This is a genomic window from Cupriavidus sp. L7L, assembly GCF_004353535.1.
Lineage (GTDB): Bacteria > Pseudomonadota > Gammaproteobacteria > Burkholderiales > Burkholderiaceae > Cupriavidus > Cupriavidus oxalaticus_A.
In genome coordinates, this window is sequence record NZ_SMNY01000023.1 from 44,797 (window position 1) to 62,429 (window position 17,633).

Annotated in this window: 15 protein-coding genes; 14 read left to right on the forward strand and 1 reads right to left on the reverse strand. The window is 65.3% G+C overall.

Annotated features, from left to right (window positions below; genetic code table 11):
- The first annotated feature begins 58 nt into the window (after positions 1 to 58).
- From carB to E1J61_RS21805, 3 genes are all read left to right on the forward strand, one after another.
- Complete coding sequence (carB, locus tag E1J61_RS21795; RefSeq protein ID WP_133096091.1) at positions 59 to 3,307, forward strand: carbamoyl-phosphate synthase large subunit; 3,249 nt, start codon at positions 59 to 61, stop codon at positions 3,305 to 3,307.
- A 264-nt stretch (positions 3,308 to 3,571) separates the two neighbouring features.
- Complete coding sequence (greA, locus tag E1J61_RS21800) at positions 3,572 to 4,048, forward strand: transcription elongation factor GreA (RefSeq protein ID WP_063238187.1); 477 nt, start codon at positions 3,572 to 3,574, stop codon at positions 4,046 to 4,048.
- Between the two features lie 58 nt (positions 4,049 to 4,106).
- Positions 4,107 to 4,610 (forward strand): DUF4149 domain-containing protein, encoded by a 504-nt coding sequence (locus tag E1J61_RS21805; protein WP_133096092.1) that lies wholly within the window; start codon positions 4,107 to 4,109, stop codon positions 4,608 to 4,610.
- A 51-nt stretch (positions 4,611 to 4,661) separates the two neighbouring features.
- Here E1J61_RS21805 and E1J61_RS21810 read toward each other — a convergent pair whose 3' ends face one another.
- On the reverse strand, positions 4,662 to 5,165 hold the full coding sequence (locus E1J61_RS21810) for a YhbY family RNA-binding protein (protein ID WP_133096093.1): 504 nt from the start codon (positions 5,163 to 5,165) through the stop codon (positions 4,662 to 4,664).
- Between the two features lie 198 nt (positions 5,166 to 5,363).
- On the opposite strand from E1J61_RS21810, the gene E1J61_RS21815 reads away from it, so the two are divergent.
- The 11 genes from E1J61_RS21815 to phoR all read left to right on the forward strand — a co-directional run bounded on the left by E1J61_RS21815 (position 5,364) and on the right by phoR (position 17,603).
- A complete protein-coding gene (locus E1J61_RS21815) occupies positions 5,364 to 6,029 on the forward strand; it encodes an RlmE family RNA methyltransferase (RefSeq protein ID WP_133096094.1) in 666 nt (221 codons plus the stop codon).
- Between the two features lie 150 nt (positions 6,030 to 6,179).
- Positions 6,180 to 8,063, forward strand: coding sequence for an ATP-dependent zinc metalloprotease FtsH (gene ftsH, locus E1J61_RS21820; protein WP_133096095.1), 1,884 nt, complete (start codon positions 6,180 to 6,182; stop codon positions 8,061 to 8,063).
- Between the two features lie 134 nt (positions 8,064 to 8,197).
- Positions 8,198 to 9,073 carry a dihydropteroate synthase gene (folP, locus tag E1J61_RS21825; protein WP_133096096.1) on the forward strand — a complete coding sequence of 292 codons (876 nt, stop codon included), beginning with the start codon at positions 8,198 to 8,200 and terminating at the stop codon, positions 9,071 to 9,073.
- Between the two features lie 77 nt (positions 9,074 to 9,150).
- Positions 9,151 to 10,494: a phosphoglucosamine mutase gene (glmM, locus tag E1J61_RS21830; RefSeq protein ID WP_133096097.1), complete on the forward strand. Its 1,344-nt coding sequence runs from the start codon at positions 9,151 to 9,153 to the stop codon at positions 10,492 to 10,494.
- Positions 10,495 to 10,725: 231 nt separating this feature from the next.
- Positions 10,726 to 11,757 carry a phosphate ABC transporter substrate-binding protein PstS gene (gene pstS / locus E1J61_RS21835; protein ID WP_133096098.1) on the forward strand — a complete coding sequence of 344 codons (1,032 nt, stop codon included), beginning with the start codon at positions 10,726 to 10,728 and terminating at the stop codon, positions 11,755 to 11,757.
- Positions 11,758 to 11,874: 117 nt separating this feature from the next.
- The gene (pstC, locus tag E1J61_RS21840; RefSeq protein WP_133096099.1) at positions 11,875 to 12,843 is read left to right on the forward strand and encodes a phosphate ABC transporter permease PstC; all 969 of its coding nucleotides are present in this window, start codon (positions 11,875 to 11,877) and stop codon (positions 12,841 to 12,843) included.
- Between the two features lie 5 nt (positions 12,844 to 12,848).
- A complete protein-coding gene (gene pstA / locus E1J61_RS21845) occupies positions 12,849 to 13,754 on the forward strand; it encodes a phosphate ABC transporter permease PstA (protein WP_133096100.1) in 906 nt (301 codons plus the stop codon).
- A gap of 66 nt (positions 13,755 to 13,820) precedes the next feature.
- A complete protein-coding gene (gene pstB, locus E1J61_RS21850; RefSeq protein ID WP_022535815.1) occupies positions 13,821 to 14,609 on the forward strand; it encodes a phosphate ABC transporter ATP-binding protein PstB in 789 nt (262 codons plus the stop codon).
- Between the two features lie 55 nt (positions 14,610 to 14,664).
- Positions 14,665 to 15,369: a phosphate signaling complex protein PhoU gene (gene phoU, locus E1J61_RS21855; RefSeq protein ID WP_029046387.1), complete on the forward strand. Its 705-nt coding sequence runs from the start codon at positions 14,665 to 14,667 to the stop codon at positions 15,367 to 15,369.
- Positions 15,370 to 15,396: 27 nt separating this feature from the next.
- A complete protein-coding gene (gene phoB, locus E1J61_RS21860; RefSeq protein WP_133096101.1) occupies positions 15,397 to 16,104 on the forward strand; it encodes a phosphate regulon transcriptional regulator PhoB in 708 nt (235 codons plus the stop codon).
- A gap of 134 nt (positions 16,105 to 16,238) precedes the next feature.
- A complete protein-coding gene (gene phoR / locus E1J61_RS21865) occupies positions 16,239 to 17,603 on the forward strand; it encodes a phosphate regulon sensor histidine kinase PhoR (protein WP_133096102.1) in 1,365 nt (454 codons plus the stop codon).
- Positions 17,604 to 17,633: the final 30 nt, after the last annotated feature.

Below are 17,633 nucleotides of genomic sequence, written 5' to 3' on the forward strand. Positions count from 1 at the left end.
TCCCTGATTACCGGCGCGGCCCGCATGCAAGCGGGCCGGCCCATAAAGAGAGCGTGCAATGCCAAAACGCACAGACATCAAGAGCATCCTGATCATCGGCGCGGGCCCCATCATCATCGGCCAGGCGTGCGAGTTCGACTACTCCGGCGCCCAGGCCTGCAAGGCCCTGCGCGAAGAAGGCTTCAAGGTCATCCTGGTCAATTCGAATCCGGCGACCATCATGACCGACCCGGCCACGGCCGACGTGACCTACATCGAGCCGATCACCTGGGAAGTGGTCGAGCGCATCATCGAGAAGGAGCGCCCCGACGCGATCCTGCCGACCATGGGCGGCCAGACCGCGCTGAACTGCGCGCTGGACCTGCACCGCCACGGCGTGCTGGACAAGTACAAGGTCGAGCTGATCGGCGCGTCGCCCGAGGCCATCGACAAGGCCGAAGACCGCCAGAAGTTCAAGGACGCGATGACCAAGATCGGCCTGGGCTCGGCCAAGTCCGGCATCGCCCACTCGATGGACGAAGCCGTGGCCGTGCAGGGCCGCATCGCCCAGGAAACCGGCACCGCCGGCTACCCGATCGTGATCCGTCCGTCGTTCACGCTGGGCGGCACGGGCGGCGGCATCGCCTACAACCGCGAGGAATTTGAAGAGATCTGCAAGCGCGGCCTGGACCTGTCGCCGACGCGCGAGCTGCTGATCGAAGAATCGCTGCTGGGCTGGAAAGAGTATGAGATGGAAGTCGTCCGCGATAAGAAGGACAACTGCATCATCATCTGCTCGATCGAGAACCTGGACCCGATGGGCATCCACACCGGCGACTCGATCACCGTGGCCCCGGCCCAGACCCTGACCGACAAGGAATACCAGATCCTGCGCAACGCCTCGCTGGCCGTGCTGCGCGAGATCGGCGTGGACACCGGCGGCTCCAACGTGCAGTTCTCGATCAACCCGAAGGACGGTCGCATGATCGTCATCGAGATGAACCCGCGCGTGTCGCGTTCGTCGGCGCTGGCCTCCAAGGCAACCGGCTTCCCGATCGCCAAGGTCGCGGCCAAGCTGGCCGTCGGCTACACGCTGGACGAGTTGAAGAACGAGATCACCGGCGGCGCGACGCCGGCGTCGTTCGAGCCGTCGATCGACTACGTGGTCACCAAGGTGCCGCGCTTCGCCTTCGAGAAGTTCCCGCAGGCGGACAGCCACCTGACCACCCAGATGAAGTCGGTGGGCGAGGTGATGGCGATGGGCCGCACCTTCCAGGAATCGTTCCAGAAGGCGCTGCGTGGCCTGGAAGTGGGCGTGGATGGCCTGGATGAGAAGTCGACCGACCGCGACGAGATCGTCGAGGAAATCGGCGAAGCGGGTCCGGACCGCATCTGGTATGTCGGCGATGCGTTCCGCATCGGCATGTCGCTGGAAGAGGTCTACAGCGAGACCGATATCGATCCGTGGTTCCTGGCCCAGATCGAAGACATCGTCAAGACCGAAGGCCTGGTCAAGGCACGCACGCTGGAAAGCCTGTCGGCCGCCGAACTGCGCCACCTGAAGCAGAAGGGCTTCTCCGACCGCCGCCTGGCCAGGCTGCTGAAGACCGACGCCCGCGCCGTGCGCGAAGCGCGCATCGCCCACAAGGTGCGCCCGGTCTACAAGCGCGTGGATACCTGCGCGGCCGAGTTCGCCACCAACACCGCCTACATGTACTCGACCTATGAGGCCGAGCATGGCGAGTGCGAAGCCAACCCGACCGACAAGAAGAAGATCATGGTGCTGGGCGGCGGCCCGAACCGGATCGGCCAGGGCATCGAATTCGACTACTGCTGCGTGCACGCCGCGCTGGCGCTGCGCGAAGACGGGTACGAGACCATCATGGTCAACTGCAACCCGGAAACCGTGTCGACCGACTATGACACCTCGGACCGCCTGTATTTCGAGCCGGTGACGCTGGAAGACGTGCTGGAGATCGTCGCGATCGAGAAGCCGGTCGGCGTGATCGTGCAGTACGGTGGCCAGACCCCGCTGAAGCTGGCACTGGACCTGGAAGCCAACGGCGTGCCCATCATCGGTACCAGCCCCGACATGATCGACGCCGCGGAAGACCGCGAGCGCTTCCAGAAGCTGCTGCAGGACCTGGGCCTGCGCCAGCCGCCCAACCGCACCGCGCGTGCCGAGGACGAAGCGCTGCGCCTGGCCGAAGAGATCGGCTACCCGCTGGTGGTACGCCCGTCGTACGTGCTGGGCGGCCGCGCGATGGAAATCGTGCACGAGCCGCGCGACCTCGAGCGCTACATGCGCGAGGCCGTCAAGGTGTCGAATGACTCCCCGGTGCTGCTGGACCGCTTCCTGAATGACGCTATCGAGTGCGATGTCGACGCCCTGAGCGACGGCAAGCGCGTGTACATCGGCGGCGTGATGGAGCACATCGAGCAGGCCGGCGTGCACTCGGGCGACTCCGCCTGCTCGCTGCCGCCGTACTCGCTGTCGGCCGAGACCGTGGCCGAGCTGAAGCGCCAGACCGCCGCCATGGCCAAGGCGCTGAACGTGGTCGGCCTGATGAACGTGCAGTTCGCTATCCAGCAGAACAACGGTGTCGACACCGTCTATGTGCTCGAAGTGAACCCGCGCGCTTCGCGTACCGTGCCGTACGTGTCCAAGGCCACCGGCATGCAGCTGGCCAAGATCGCCGCGCGCTGCATGGCCGGCCAGTCGCTGGACGAGCAGGGCATTACCGACGAGGTGGTGCCGCCGTACTACAGCGTCAAGGAAGCCGTGTTCCCGTTCAACAAGTTCCCGGGTGTCGATCCGGTCCTCGGACCTGAAATGCGCTCCACCGGTGAAGTGATGGGCGTGGGCAAGACCTTCGGCGAGGCACTGTTCAAGAGCCAGCTGGCAGCGGGTTCGCGCCTGCCGGAAAAGGGCACCGTGCTGATCACCGTGAAGGACAGCGACAAGCCGCGCGCGGTTGCCGTGGCCCGCATGCTGCACGACCTGGGCTACCCGATCGTCGCCACCCGCGGTACCGCGTCGGCCATCGAGGCCGCCGGCATCCCGGTCAAGGTGGTGAACAAGGTCAAGGACGGGCGTCCGCACATCGTCGACATGATCAAGAACGGCGACCTGGCGCTGGTGTTCACCACCGTCGACGAGACCCGCGGCGCGATCGCGGACTCGCGTTCGATCCGTACCTCGGCGCTGGCCAACCGCGTGCCTTACTACACCACCATCGCCGGCGCCAGCGCCGCGGTGGAGGGCCTGAAGCACATGCAGAGCCTGGAGGTCTATGACCTGCAAGGCCTGCACGGCACGCTGGCGTAAGCCACGCTGCACATTGCCATCCCGCCGGGCGCTCGCGTCCGGTCAAGGGGACGGCAAGGCCCGGAAGCCCGCCGGTGTTGATGCCGGCGGGCTTCTTGGCCTAAACTACGTCAAATTCATCGATCGAATCGGCCTGGCACCAGTGCATGCAGTGTGCGGCCCTTCGGTCCTGTCTGAAAGCCGCGGTTGAGCGGAAGTGCCCTGGCAGGTATTGCCAGGATGGCTCCTGCTCCGCTGCGGCTCATTTTTTTGTTGAACGAAGACATGAGCACCATTCCGATTACCAAGCGTGGCGCCGAACTGCTCAAGGAAGAGCTGCAGCGCCTCAAGGCTGTCGAGCGTCCGGCGGTGATCAATGCCATCTCCGAAGCACGCGCTCAAGGCGACCTTTCCGAAAACGCCGAATACGACGCTGCCAAGGAAAAGCAGGCCTTTATCGAAGGCCGCATCCTGGAAGTGGAGTCCAAGCTGTCGACCGCGCAGGTCATCGACCCGACCCAGCTGGATACCGACGGCCGCATCGTCTTTGGCGCGACCGTTGACCTGGAAGACCTGGAGTCCGGCAGGCCGGTCAGCTACCAGATCGTGGGCGATGACGAGGCCGACCTCGACACCGGCAAGATCTCGGTCAGCTCGCCGATCGCGCGTGCGCTGATCGGCAAGTTCGAAGGCGACGTCGCCACCGTGCTGGCCCCTGGCGGCGAGCGCGAGTACGAAGTCATTACCGTCCGCTATATCTGAGGCCGGTCGGGCCGGGTATGGCGCTCGCCCGCCATCCGGCCCCCGGAAAGACCGGCACGTGTTCTCTTCTTCCTATAACAGCCTGCCGCCGCTGCCGCACCGGCTATTCCTGCTGCTGACGGTGGTGTGGGCGGGCAGCCTGTGGACGGTTGGCTACATGGTGGCGCCGACGCTGTTCTCGGTGCTGCCCAGCCGCGAGATGGCTGGCATGATCGCAGGTCACCTGTTTCATACCGAAGCCATCATCGGCGTGACCATCGGCGTGCTGCAGCTGGTGCTGTGCAACGTGATGATCCGCCGCGGCGCCAACCGCTATCGCAGCCTGCGCTGGCTGGTGCTCGGCATGCTGTGCTGCGTACTGGTCGGCTACTTCGGCATCCAGCCGTTCATGGGGAGCCTGAAGGAAAAGGCGCAGGCGCTGGGGCTGGGGGTTTCGGAATCGCCTTACCGGGCACAGTTCGGCATGCTGCACGGCGCGTCGAGTGCTTTCTACCTGCTGCAAAGCCTGCTCGCGCTGGTGCTGGTGTGGCGCGCTTCGGCGCCGCGTTCGGCCGGGGAGTGAGTGGAGCGCTGCGGCCACCTGGCGGTGGCCGCAATAGAAGCAGCGGGCGGATCAGCCCAGGGCTTTCTTCTTCTGGCTGGTCGGCCGCGCGCGCGCGCGCTTGACGTTGCCGCCGGCCGTGACGCGCTCGTTGCCGAGTACGGTCACTTCCTTGCGGGTCGGGCGCCGGTTCGGTGCGGCGCTGGGCTTCTTGACCGTCACCGTGCGCGGCGCGGCGCCGCCACGGCGGGCCGGGGCAAGGCGGCCCAGGCTATCCGGCTGGTTTTCCTTCAGGCGTGCCTCGCCCGGGCGCCAGACCACCAGCAGCTTGCCGATGTGCTGGATCGGCGCGGCGTGCAGCGCGTCACAGATTTCTTCGTAGATGGCAATGCGCGCGTCGCGGTCATCGCCGAACACGCGTATCTTGATCAGGTCGTGCGCAGCCAGGCTGCGGTCGATTTCGGCCAGTACGGCGCGGGTCAGGCCCTCGGCGCCGACCATGACGACCGGGTTCAGGGCATGGGCACGGGAGCGCAGTTCGGAGCGCTGGGCGGGAATCAGTTGTAGTGCAGGCATAGGTTGGCGCCGGTGGCGCTGGAGTTTGGTGCGCGGCGGGCCCGGCAGATGCCGGTTCGGCAGGCGGGCGGAGCGCGAATTGGCGCGTATTATCCGTCAATCCGGCACTGTCGGGCGGCAAAATCATCAAAACAGTAGAAAAACCTTGAGCATGCGGCGCACGCCGCGTGCCGGGGCAGGCAACAGGCTGGATCTGGCATGGCAAAGAACAAGTTCAACCATTCGTGGCTGCACGACCACATCAACGACCCGTACGTAAAGATGGCGCAACGGGAGGGCTACCGTGCCCGCGCCGCCTACAAGCTCAAGGAAATCGACGAGCAGGACAAGCTGATCCGCCCGGGGCAGGTCATCGTCGACCTTGGCGCCGCCCCGGGCAGCTGGAGCCAGTACGCACGCAACAAGCTGGCTGCGTCAACCCGGGCCAAGGACGGGAAGATCGACGGCGCGGTGGTGGCGATCGATATCCTGCCGATGGAGCCTGTCGCTGACGTCACTTTTATCCAGGGCGATTTCCGCGAGGAAGAGGTGTTCCGGCAACTCGAAAGCCTGGTGCTGGAAGCCTCCGGCGGCGACAAGATCGACCTTGTTATCTCCGACATGGCCCCCAATTTGTCAGGTGTGGCCTCCGCCGATTCGGCCCGGATCGAGTACTTGTGCGATCTGGCCCTTGAGTTTGCGCAGGCCCATTTGAAGCCGGAAGGCGCATTGCTGGTAAAGTGTTTCCACGGGAGCGGCTACAGCCAGATCGTGGAGAAGTTCAAACGGCAGTTCAAAGTGGTCGCGAAGCGCAAGCCCAAGGCGTCACGCGACAAATCTTCCGAAACCTTTATCCTTGGGCGCTACCTGAAGGCGGTGGATTAACTGAATCCGATCAGGCCAGGGCAAAATAAGAGGGCAAAAGTGCCCCACCCGCGGCTATCGGCGTCATAGTTTCGCTGTTTCCCCCCGAGGGCGGGCGCTGCATTACAATGCAGCTATCCGTTGGCAAGGCAATTGCAAAGGAGTTCGGCCTTGAATAACAACCTGTTTCAAAAGGCGGCAATCTGGCTCGTGATCGCGCTGGTGTTGTTTACCGTCTTCAAGCAGTTCGACAAGCCCCGTGCGCAGGACAGCGTCACCTATTCGCAGTTCATGGATGACGCCAAGAACGGCAAGGTGTCGCGTGTCGACGTGCAGGGCCGCAACCTGGTGGTCTCGCCGAAGGAAGGCGCCAAGTACACCATCATCTCGCCGGGCGACATCTGGATGGTCGGCGACCTGATGAAGTACGGCGTCCAGGTGACCGGCAAGGCGGATGACGAACCCAACGTGCTGGTCCAGGCCCTGTACTACCTCGGACCGACCCTGCTGATCATCGTGTTCTGGTTCTACATGATGCGCCAGATGCAAGGCGGCGGGAAAGGCGGCGCATTCTCATTCGGCAAGTCGCGTGCGCGCCTGATCGACGAGAACCAGAACGCCGTCACGTTCCAGGACGTGGCCGGCTGCGACGAGTCCAAGGAAGAAGTGGTCGAACTGGTCGACTTCCTGAAGGATCCGCAGAAATTCCAGAAGCTGGGCGGCCGTATCCCGCGCGGCGTGCTGCTGGTCGGCCCTCCGGGTACCGGCAAGACGCTGCTGGCGCGTGCCATCGCCGGCGAGGCCAAGGTGCCGTTCTTCAGCATCTCGGGTTCCGACTTCGTTGAAATGTTCGTCGGCGTGGGCGCGGCGCGTGTCCGCGACATGTTCGAGAACGCCAAGAAGCAGGCCCCCTGCATCGTGTTCATCGATGAAATCGACGCGGTCGGCCGCCATCGTGGCGCCGGCATGGGCGGCGGCAACGACGAGCGCGAGCAGACCCTGAACCAGATGCTGGTCGAGATGGACGGCTTCGAGGCCAACTCGGGCGTGATCGTGATTGCCGCGACCAACCGTGCCGACGTGCTGGACAAGGCGCTGCTGCGTCCGGGCCGTTTCGACCGCCAGGTCTACGTGGGCCTGCCGGACATCCGCGGCCGCGAGCAGATCCTGAAGGTCCATATGCGCAAGGTGCCGATCGGCAACGACGTCGACGCTTCGGTGATCGCGCGTGGTACCCCGGGTTTCTCGGGCGCCGACCTGGCCAACCTGGTCAACGAGGCCGCGCTGTTTGCCGCCCGCCGCAACAAGCGCGTGGTCGACATGCAGGACTTCGAGGACGCCAAGGACAAGATCTACATGGGTCCGGAGCGCAAGTCGACGGTCATGCGCGAGGAAGAGCGCCGGGCCACGGCTTACCACGAGTCGGGCCACGCGGTGGTGGCCAAGCTGCTGCCCAAGGCCGACCCGGTGCACAAGGTCACCATCATGCCGCGTGGCTGGGCGCTGGGCGTGACCTGGCAGCTGCCCGAGCATGACAAGTATTCGAAGTACAAGGACAGCATGCTGGAAGAGGTCGCCATCCTCTTCGGCGGCCGCGCGGCGGAAGAGGTCTTCCTCAACGCCATGAGCACCGGCGCATCCAACGACTTCGAGCGCGCCACCAAGATCGCCCGCGACATGGTGACCCGCTTCGGCATGAGCGATTCGCTCGGCGCCATGGTCTACGTGGATACCGAGCAGGACGGCATGTTCGGCAAGCTGTCTTCGAAGACCGTGTCGGAAGCCACGCAGCAGAAGGTCGACGCCGAGATCCGCCGCATCATCGACGAGCAATACGCGCTGGCCAAGCGCCTGCTCGAAGATAACCGCGACAAGGTCGAGGCCATGACCAACGCGCTGATGGAGTGGGAAACCATCGACGCCGACCAGGTCAACGACATCATGGCCGGCAAGCCGCCGCGTCCGCCGCGCGGTGTGTCGGGCCCCAACGGTGGCGGCAGCACGCCTCCGGGCGGCTCGCCGGTGGCGCCGACCAACGCGCCTGCCACGGCCTGATCGCATCAGCTCGTCGGCCTGACGACGCCTGCATGCTGGCTGTGTAATGCATGACCCTGAAGCCGGTGCCTGATGCACCGGCTTTTCCTTTTGCGCGGCCGGGTTCGCGCACCGCTTGATTGAGTATTCAGACCTTGCAGCAGACTCCAGAGACCCGGTATTTCCAGTGCGGACGCTTCCGCTTTGCGCTTGGCCGGCGCCCGCTCGTGATGGGCATCCTCAATGTCACGCCCGACTCTTTCTCGGACGGCGGCCAGCACGCCGGCCGCGACGCCGCCGTGCGCCACGCCGAGCAGATGATCGCCGAGGGCGTGGACATCATCGACATCGGCGGCGAATCCAGCCGCCCGGGCTCGGCCGCGCTGCCGCTCGAGGATGAACTGTCGCGCGTGATCCCGGTGGTCGAGGCGCTGCGCGACTGCGGCAAGCCGCTGTCGATCGACACCTACAAGCCCGAGGTCATGCGCGCCGCGCTGGCGGCCGGTGCCGATCTCATCAACGATATCTGGGGCTTCCGCATGCCGGGCGCGGTGGAGGCACTGGCGGCGCCAGAGGCGGGCCAGGCGGGGCTGTGCGTGATGCACATGCAGCGCGACCCGCAAACCATGCAGGAAGACCCGCACTACGAGGATGTGGTCAGCGAGGTCGCGGATTTCCTGGCCGAGCGGATTGCCGTGCTGCGCGCCGCCGGCATCGACGACGCGCGCCTATCCCTCGATCCGGGGTTTGGCTTTGGCAAGACGCCGGATCATAATCTGCGCCTGCTCGGCCAGTTGCCGCGGATGGCGCTGGAGGGTCTGCCAGTTCTGGCGGGGATCTCGCGCAAATCCACGCTGGGCGCGATCCTGGGCGGGCGCCCGCCACAGCAACGAATTGCCGCCAGCATTGCCGCCGCGGTGTGTGCGGTTGAGCGCGGTGCGTTTATCGTACGCGTGCATGATGTGGAGCAGACCGTGGACGCGGTCAAGACCTGGTGGGCCGTGCGCAATGAGTCCGTCACGGCAGCCTGAACACCCCGTCCACCCGGGGCAGGCGCCGCAGAGCGCCAGGTAGTGCAACGCAGGACAGAACAGAAAGGGAACAGCGAATGACACGCAAATATTTCGGGACCGATGGCATCCGGGGGCGCGTTGGCGAGGCGCCGATCACCCCCGACTTCGTGATGCGCCTGGGCCATGCGGCCGGCAAGGTGCTGGCGCACGGCGCCAAGACCGGGCAGGGCCGCCCGACCGTGCTGATCGGCAAGGACACCCGCATTTCCGGCTATATGCTCGAAGCTGCGCTGGAAGCCGGCTTTACCTCGGCCGGCGTGCACGTGCTGCTGACCGGCCCGCTGCCCACGCCGGGCATTGCCTACCTGACGCGCGCGCTGCGCCTGTCGGCCGGCGTGGTGATCTCGGCCAGCCACAACCCGTACTACGACAACGGCATCAAGTTCTTCTCCGCCGACGGGGACAAGCTGCCCGACGCGGTCGAGGCCGAGATCGAGGCCGCCATCGACGAGCCGATGTTGTGCGCGCCCTCCGACGACCTGGGCCGCGCCCGCCGCATCAATGACGCCCCGGGCCGCTATATCGAGTTCTGCAAGAGCACCTTCCCCCATGAGCAGGACCTGCACGGCCTGAAGCTGGTGGTAGATTGCGCCCATGGCGCCGCCTATCACATCGCGCCGCACGTCTTCCACGAGCTGGGCGCCGACGTGGTCTCGATCGGCAACCAGCCGGACGGCCGCAATATCAACGCAGGCTATGGCGCCACCGCGCCCGCCAGGCTGATCGAGGCGGTCAAGGCCAACGGCGCCGACCTCGGCCTGGCCTTCGACGGCGACGCCGACCGGCTGCAGGTGGTGGATGCCGACGGCCGGCTTTATAACGGCGACGAGCTGCTGTACCTGATCGTGCGCGACCGCCAGGCCAATGGACAGGTGGTGCCCGGCGCAGTGGGCACGCTGATGACCAATATGGCGGTGGAACTGGCGCTGCAGCGCCAAGGCGTGGAATTCGTGCGCGCCAAGGTCGGCGACCGCTACGTGCTGGAAGAGCTGAATAAGCGCAAGTGGACGCTGGGTGGCGAGGGCTCCGGCCACCTGCTGTGCCTCGATCGCCACAGCACTGGCGACGGCATCGTCTCGGCGCTGCAGGTTCTGGCGGCACTGCGCCGCAGCGGCAAGACGCTGGCGCAGCTGCTGGATGGCGTCTCGCTGTTCCCGCAGACACTGATCAACGTGCGTGTGCAGAAGGGCTTCGACTGGCAGTCGCACGCTGGCCTGCAAGCCGCGCGCGCCAAGGTCGAGCCGGCCCTCGAAGGCCGTGGCCGGGTGCTGATCCGCGCCTCCGGCACCGAGCCGGTGGTACGGGTGATGGTAGAGGCTGAACAGGCCGAGATGGCCGAGCGCGCCGCGAAGACGCTGGCTGATGCGCTGAGCGCCTGATCCGCCGCAGCGGTGACGCAAACGCCGGGTTCATCCCGGCGTTTTTTCTGGGTATTCTGCAATTAACCGCCGTCACATTGCACCCCCATGAGAGATCGAGGGCGCGTTGAAACCTAAGCTGGCAGCGGCTTTCAAGAAGATTTAAAGATGTCACGGAATTGTCATATGGGGAGCATACAGTTCGTCTTGTCAAAAATTTGTCATTCCCAACCAATGTTCTCTGGAGGACATATGAAGCTGGTCAAGACTGCCGTGGCAGGCATCGTTTCGATGGTCGTAGCGGGTACTGCGTTCGCGGCGGAAATTACCGGTGCAGGCGCTTCCTTCCCGGCGCCCGTGTATTCCAAGTGGGCCGACGCATACAACAAAGCAACGGGCAACAAGGTCAACTATCAATCCATCGGCTCGTCGGGCGGCATCAAGCAGATCGGTGCCAAGACGGTCGATTTCGGTGCCTCGGACGCGCCGCTGAAGGACGAGGAACTGAACAAGCAGGGCCTGGTCCAGTTCCCGACGGTGATCGGCGGCGTGGTGCCGGTGATCAACCTGCAAGGCGTGAAGCCGGGCGAGCTGACCATCACCGGCGAGGTGCTGGCCAATATCTACCTGGGCAAGATCAAGAAGTGGGACGACCCCGCCATCAAGGCGCTGAACCCGCAAGCCAAGCTGCCGAGCCAGGACATCCTGCCGGTGCGCCGCGCCGACGGTTCGGGCACCACCTTCATCTTCACCAACTACCTGTCCAAGGTCAGCGCTGACTGGAAGGGCTCGGTGGGCGAGGGCACCACGGTCAACTGGCCGGGCGGCGGCACCGGCGGCAAGGGCAACGAGGGCGTGGCCGCTTTCGTGCAGCGCCTGAACGGCGCCATCGGCTACGTCGAGTACGCCTACGCCAAGCAGAACAAGATGACCCACGTGAACATGAAGAACGCGTCGGGTGCCGTGGTCAAGCCTGGCGATGATGCCTTCAAGGCCGCCGCTGCCGGCGCGGACTGGAGCAAGAGCTACTACCAGATCCTGACCAACCAGCCGGGCAAGGATGCATGGCCGATCGCCGGCGCCACCTTCATCCTGGTGCACAAGAACCAGGAAAAGCCGGCGCAGGGCGCGGAAGTGCTGAAGTTCTTCGACTGGGCCTACAAGAGCGGCGCCAACATGGCCGCCGACCTGGACTACGTGCCGCTGCCGGAGAGCGTGGTCAACCAGATCCGCTCGACCTGGAAGACCAGCGTGAAGGACGCCTCGGGCAAGGCGCTGTACTGATCTGACGGTATCGCCGGCCCCGCGCTCGCGCGGGGCCGGTGTCGGGCAGCCTGACTCCCGCCCCGACACCGCGCTCCCGCCCAGGCGGGAGCGGCGATCCACCCTGAATTCTCCGACATGGCGACTATCCCCTCCGACACCCGCGGCGTCCAGCCTCCGAGCCGGCTCGGCGACATCCTGTTCGGCGGCCTGACCCGCGGCGCCGCCATCGTGACGCTGCTGCTGCTGGGCGGCATCATCGTCTCGCTGGCGATCAGCGCCTGGCCCTCGATCGAGGCCTTCGGCGCGCGCTTCCTGTGGTCCGCGGAGTGGAATCCTCCTGCCGATGTCTACGGCGCGCTGGTGCCCATCTACGGCACCATCGTGACCTCGCTGATCGCGCTGATCATCGCGGTGCCGGTTAGCTTCGGCATCGCCCTGTTCCTGACCGAGCTGTCGCCCGCCTGGCTGCGCCGTCCGCTCGGCACCGCCATCGAGCTGCTCGCCGCGGTGCCGTCGATCGTGTACGGCATGTGGGGCCTGCTCGTGTTCGCGCCGATCTTCGGCGAGTATTTCCAGAAGCCCCTGGCGGCCACTGTGGGCCAGCTGCCGGTGATCGGCAAGCTGTTCCAGGGCGCGCCGCTGGGTATCGGCCTGCTGTGCGCGGGCGTGATCCTGGCGATCATGATCATCCCGTACATCGCCTCGGTGATGCGCGACGTGTTCGAAGTCACCCCCGTGCTGCTCAAGGAATCCGCCTACGGCGTGGGCTGCACCACCTGGGAAGTGATGTGGAACGTGGTGCTGCCCTACACCCGCGCCGGCGTCATCGGCGGCGTGATGCTGGGCCTGGGCCGCGCGCTGGGCGAGACCATGGCTGTCACCTTCGTGATCGGCAATACCAACCTGCTGGACAGCGCCTCGCTGTTCTCGCCGGGCAACAGCATCACCTCGGCGCTCGCCAACGAGTTCGCCGAAGCCGGCGCCGGCCTGCATACGGCCGCGCTGATGGAGCTGGGCCTGATCCTGTTCTTCATTACCTTCGTGGTGCTGGCGTTGTCAAAGCTGCTGCTGCTGCGACTCGCCAAGAATGAGGGCGCCAAATGAGCCAAATGACCCAAGCGAGCCAGGCTGTGTCTTCCGTATCGATCCCCGCCGTCCGTCCCGATGCCGATGCCGTGCGCGCGCGCCTGCAGGCCCGCCGCCGCCGCGTCAACCTGTATGCGCTGACCGCTTCGCTGGTGGCGATGGGCTTCGGGCTGTTCTGGCTGGCGTGGATCCTGTGGACCACCGTCACGCTGGGCGTGGGCGGCCTGTCGCTGGACCTGTTCACGCAGATGACGCCGGCACCCAACACCGCCGGCGGCGGCCTGGCCAACGCCATCTTCGGCAGCTTCGTGATGGTGGGCGTGGCCACACTGTTCGGCACGCCGCTCGGCATTCTGGCCGGCATCTACCTGGCCGAGTATGGCCAGCGCTCGCCGCTCGCCAGCATTATCCGGTTCATCAACGACATCTTGCTGTCGGCGCCGTCGATCGTGATCGGCCTCTTTGTCTACGCGCTGGTGGTGACCCGCATGGGCCACTTCTCGGGTTGGGCCGGCATCTGCGCGCTGGCGCTGCTGCAGGTACCGATCGTGGTGCGCACCACCGAGAACATGCTGAACCTGGTGCCCAACGCACTGCGCGAGGCCGCCTTCGCCCTGGGCACGCCCAAGTGGAAGATGGTGCTGTCGATCACGGTGAAGTCATCGTACGCCGGCATTGTGACGGGCGTATTGCTGGCGGTGGCTCGTATTGCCGGTGAAACCGCGCCGCTGCTGTTCACCGCGCTGTCCAACCAGTTCTGGACCTCCGACCTGAACAAGCCGATGGCCAACCTGCCGGTGACCATCTTCCGCTTCGCCATGAGCCCGTTCACCGAATGGCAGCAACTGGCCTGGGCGGGTGTGTTCCTGATTACGATCGGCGTGCTGGCCCTGAACATCCTGGCGCGCATCCTGTTCCAGAAGAAATAAGCGGCGGGACGACCATCCCACGTTTCGCCCTGAAGACTGCAAGCTGACTGCAAGCGAGAGAACGCAATGACCTCCACCGTCATCGACATTCCTGATTCGGTACGCGCCAAGATCGACGTGCGCAACCTGAACTTCTACTACGGCCAGTTCCATGCGCTGAAGAACATCAACATGTCGATCCCCGACCGCAAGGTCACGGCTTTCATCGGCCCCTCGGGCTGCGGCAAGTCGACGCTGCTGCGCACCTTCAACAAGATGTATGCGCTTTATCCCGAGCAGCGTGCCGAGGGCGAGATCAACATGGACGGCGACAACCTGCTGACCGCCAGGCAGGACATCGCCCTGCTGCGCGCCAAGGTCGGCATGGTGTTCCAGAAGCCGACGCCGTTCCCGATGTCGATCTACGACAACATCGCCTTCGGCGTGCGCCTGTTCGAGAAGCTGTCGCGCTCGGAGATGGATGACCGCGTGGAATGGGCGCTGACCAAGGCCGCGCTGTGGAACGAAGCCAAGGACAAGCTGAACCAGTCGGGCTACGGCCTGTCCGGCGGCCAGCAGCAGCGCCTGTGCATCGCGCGCGGCATCGCCATCCGCCCCGAAGTGCTGCTGCTCGACGAGCCGTGCTCGGCACTGGACCCGATCTCCACCGGCCGCATCGAAGAGCTGATCGCCGAGCTGAAGGACGAGTACACGGTGGTGATCGTGACCCACAACATGCAGCAGGCCGCGCGCTGCTCCGACTACACCGCCTACATGTACCTGGGCGAGCTGATCGAGTTCGGCGAGACCGAGAAGATCTTCATCAAGCCGCACCGCAAGGAAACGGAAGACTACATTACCGGCCGCTTCGGTTGATTAGCCCGATCGTCACCGCAGGGCGTAGCATACCAACAGCGGCCAGGAGAAACCCATGCCAGACAAGCACCTTTCGACCCAGTTCGACGCCGACCTCAACGCGATCAATACCAAGCTGCTGCAGATGGGCGGGCTGGTCGAGTCGCAGATCGAAGTTGCCATGCGCGCGCTGGCCGACTTCGACGCCGACCTGGCCGACCAGGTCATTGCACGCGAGCAGCAGCTCAACGCGCTGGAAGTCGAGATCGATGCCGATTGCGGCAATATCATCGCCCGGCGCCAGCCGACCGCGCGCGACCTGCGCCTGGTGATGGCCATTTCCAAGACCATCACCAACCTGGAGCGTGCCGGCGACGAGGCGGAGAAGATCGCCAAGCGCACCAAGCACATCATGGAAGACGCGTCGGCGCACAGCATCAACTACGCCGAGGTGAAGCTGTCGGGCGAGATGGCGATCTCGCTGCTGCGCCAGGCGCTGGATGCCTTTGCCCGCCTGGATACCGTGGCGGCCGCGCGCATCGTCAAGGACGACAAGGCGATCGACGAGGAATTCCGCGGCTTCGTGCGCAAGCTCATCACGTACATGATGGAAGACCCGCGCACGATCTCGGTCGCGCTGGATTTCCTCTTTATCGCCAAGGCGGTGGAGCGCATCGGCGACCACGCCAAAAATATCGCGGAATTTATCATTTACATTGTCAAGGGGACGGACGTCCGCCATGTCTCGCGCGAGGACATGGAGCGCGAAGCCCTGAGCTGACCCGCCTGATTGCGGAGAACGATACACATGCCGAGCAGTATTCTCGTTGTCGAAGACGAACCGGCGATCGCAGAACTGATCGCTGTCAACCTGCAGCACGCGGGGCACTATCCGATCCGGGCCTATAACGCCGAGCAGGCGCTGTCGCTGATGAGCGACGTGCTGCCCGACCTGGTGCTGCTGGACTGGATGCTCCCGGGCAAGTCGGGTGCAACCTTCGCCAAGGAGTTGCGGGCCAACGACCGTACCCGCCAGATCCCGATCATCATGCTGACCGCCCGCGGCGAGGAGCAGGACAAGGTGATGGGCCTGGAAGCCGGTGCCGACGACTACGTCACCAAGCCGTTTTCGCCCAAGGAGTTGCTGGCCCGCATCAAGGCCGTGCTGCGCCGCCGCGCGCCGCAGCTGACCGATGACGTGGTGGCGATCAATGGCCTGCGGCTGGACCCGGCCACGCATCGTGTCACCGGCGAGGACGACAGCGGCCCGATCAAGCTGGACCTGGGCCCGACCGAGTTTCGCCTGCTGCACTTCCTGATGACCCATCCGGAGCGCGTGCACAGCCGTTCGCAGCTGCTCGACCAGGTCTGGGGCGACCATGTCTTTGTCGAAGAGCGCACCGTCGACGTGCACATCAAGCGCCTGCGCGCAGCGCTGACCCCGGGCGGCTACAGCAATATGATCGAAACCGTGCGCGGCAGCGGCTACCGCCTCGCGCGCGCCCCCGGCGCCTGACAGGCCGGGCTGGCACGGGGCGACGCCATTCGCCCCGTGCTACTCCCCACGCTGCTGGCAGGGCGCGGCGAAATCGTGGCACACTCCGTCGCAACCCATGCGGCCGATGCCGGCCGCTAGCCTGAACCCTGCGCATGAACGTCATCTGGGCCCGTTCCGCGGCCATCCTGATCAGCCTGGTGGTGGTAGCCGCCGGCGTTTACCTGGCCCTCGGTCCGCTCGCCGCGCTGGCACTGGCCTGTGCGGTGCTGTTCGGGCTGCTTTGCTTCTACCTGTACCAGATCAACCGCCTGTGGAAAGTGCTCGACGCGCCCGTCTACGGCGAGATCCCGAGCGCCGTGGGCCTGTGGGGCGAGGTGTATTACCGGCTGCACCGTCTGGTCAAGCGCTGGCGCACGCAGGTACTGCAGGTCGAGCAGCAGCACACCCGCTTTATCCAGGCGATCCAGGCCTCGCCCAACGGCGTGCTGATGCTGGACGATGCCGACCAGATCGAATGGTGCAACGACGTGGCCGAGCAGCACTTCGGCCTGAACGCGCGCCGCGACGTGCGCCAGCGCATCACGCACCTGATCCGCCGGCCCGAATTCGTCGGCTACCTGACGCGGCAGCGCTTCGACGATCCGCTGGTGATGCGCGACATGGGCACACACAAGCACAGCGTGATCGCGGTCCAGATCCTGCCCTACGGCGACAACCGCAAGTTGGTGATCACGCAGGACATCACCAAGCTGGAAAACACCGAGGCGATGCGCCGCGACTTCGTTGCCAACGTTTCGCATGAACTCAAGACGCCGCTGACGGTGCTAACCGGTTTCCTGGAAACCGTGCGCGACCTGCCGGTGTCGGACGACGATCGCCGCCGCTATGTCGACATGATGCTGGTGCAGTCGATGCGCATGCAGAGCATCGTCGAAGACCTGCTGGCGCTGGCAAAACTTGAAAGCGATGCGCAGCCGCCGGGTAACGACATGGTCGCCGTGCAGGCAATGGTTGCGCACCTGATGCATGATGCCGAAGCGCTGTCGCAAGGCCGGCACAGGATTACGGCCGAGATCGACCCCACGGTGGGATTCCGCGGCGCGGAGACCGAGCTGTTGTCGGCGCTGGGCAACCTGGTGTCCAACGCAGTGCGCTACACGCCGGACGGCGGGCGCATCTCGTTGCGGCTGGGCTGGGAAGAGGGCCATGCCGTGTTCTCCGTGGCCGACACCGGGCTTGGCATCGCCGCCGAGCATATCCCGCGGCTGACCGAGCGCTTCTACCGCGTCGACCGCAGCCGTTCGCGCGATACCGGCGGCACCGGGCTGGGCCTGGCCATCGTCAAGCATGTGCTGTCGCGCCACCATGCCGACCTGCGCGTGACCAGCGAGGAAGGGCGCGGCAGCGTGTTCCGCATCATCTTCCCGCTGGAGCGCAGCGTGCGCAGCCTGAGCGACGCGGCCGCCGCCGTGCCGGCATCGCCGCAGGCGCCGGATTCTTCGCGCCGGGCCGCCTGAGCGGACTGCCTCGCCGGTCCACCAAAGCAA

Bases quoted from the DNA above. Each gene is read 5' to 3' on its own strand.
- carB (WP_133096091.1), top strand. From the start codon at position 59: ATGCCAAAACGCACAGACATCAAGAGCATCCTGATCATCGGCGCGGGC.
- greA (WP_063238187.1), top strand. From the start codon at position 3,572: ATGAGCACCATTCCGATTACCAAGCGTGGCGCCGAACTGCTCAAGGAA.
- E1J61_RS21810 (WP_133096093.1), bottom strand. From the start codon at position 5,165: ATGCCTGCACTACAACTGATTCCCGCCCAGCGCTCCGAACTGCGCTCC.
- E1J61_RS21815 (WP_133096094.1), top strand. From the start codon at position 5,364: ATGGCAAAGAACAAGTTCAACCATTCGTGGCTGCACGACCACATCAAC.
- glmM (WP_133096097.1), top strand. From the start codon at position 9,151: ATGACACGCAAATATTTCGGGACCGATGGCATCCGGGGGCGCGTTGGC.
- pstS (WP_133096098.1), top strand. From the start codon at position 10,726: ATGAAGCTGGTCAAGACTGCCGTGGCAGGCATCGTTTCGATGGTCGTA.
- pstC (WP_133096099.1), top strand. From the start codon at position 11,875: ATGGCGACTATCCCCTCCGACACCCGCGGCGTCCAGCCTCCGAGCCGG.
- pstA (WP_133096100.1), top strand. From the start codon at position 12,849: ATGACCCAAGCGAGCCAGGCTGTGTCTTCCGTATCGATCCCCGCCGTC.
- pstB (WP_022535815.1), top strand. From the start codon at position 13,821: ATGACCTCCACCGTCATCGACATTCCTGATTCGGTACGCGCCAAGATC.
- phoU (WP_029046387.1), top strand. From the start codon at position 14,665: ATGCCAGACAAGCACCTTTCGACCCAGTTCGACGCCGACCTCAACGCG.
- phoB (WP_133096101.1), top strand. From the start codon at position 15,397: ATGCCGAGCAGTATTCTCGTTGTCGAAGACGAACCGGCGATCGCAGAA.
- phoR (WP_133096102.1), top strand. From the start codon at position 16,239: ATGAACGTCATCTGGGCCCGTTCCGCGGCCATCCTGATCAGCCTGGTG.